This is a genomic window from Vibrio sp. L85 (assembly GCF_963871815.1).
Classification (GTDB): Bacteria; Pseudomonadota; Gammaproteobacteria; order Enterobacterales; family Vibrionaceae; genus Vibrio; species Vibrio harveyi.
Window position 1 is genome coordinate 1 of sequence record NZ_CAWMYL010000179.1, and the last position, 810, is coordinate 810.

Annotated in this window: 1 protein-coding gene; it reads left to right on the plus strand. The window is 52.0% G+C overall.

All coding sequences use genetic code 11. The features are described 5' to 3' along the window. Nucleotides 1-53 precede the first annotated feature (53 nt). Entirely contained in the window at nt 54-758 is a 705-nt protein-coding gene (locus AACR11_RS19465) for an IS6-like element IS26 family transposase (RefSeq protein ID WP_001067858.1), read from the plus strand. The last annotated feature ends 52 nt before the right edge of the window (nt 759-810 follow it).

Genomic DNA, 810 nt, shown 5'->3' on the forward strand with positions numbered 1-810 from the left:
CAAATAGTCGGTGGTGATAAACTTATCATCCCCTTTTGCTGATGGAGCTGCACATGAACCCATTCAAAGGCCGGCATTTTCAGCGTGACATCATTCTGTGGGCCGTACGCTGGTACTGCAAATACGGCATCAGTTACCGTGAGCTGCAGGAGATGCTGGCTGAACGCGGAGTGAATGTCGATCACTCCACGATTTACCGCTGGGTTCAGCGTTATGCGCCTGAAATGGAAAAACGGCTGCGCTGGTACTGGCGTAACCCTTCCGATCTTTGCCCGTGGCACATGGATGAAACCTACGTGAAGGTCAATGGCCGCTGGGCGTATCTGTACCGGGCCGTCGACAGCCGGGGCCGCACTGTCGATTTTTATCTCTCCTCCCGTCGTAACAGCAAAGCTGCATACCGGTTTCTGGGTAAAATCCTCAACAACGTGAAGAAGTGGCAGATCCCACGATTCATCAACACGGATAAAGCGCCCGCCTATGGTCGCGCGCTTGCTCTGCTCAAACGCGAAGGCCGGTGCCCGTCTGACGTTGAACACCGACAGATTAAGTACCGGAACAACGTGATTGAATGCGATCATGGCAAACTGAAACGGATAATCAACGCCACGCTGGGATTTAAATCCATGAAGACGGCTTACGCCACCATCAAAGGTATTGAGGTGATGCGTGCACTACGCAAAGGCCAGGCCTCAGCATTTTATTATGGTGATCCCCTGGGCGAAATGCGCCTGGTAAGCAGAGTTTTTGAAATGTAAGGCCTTTGAATAAGACAAAAGGCTGCCTCATCGCTAACTTTGCAACAGTGCC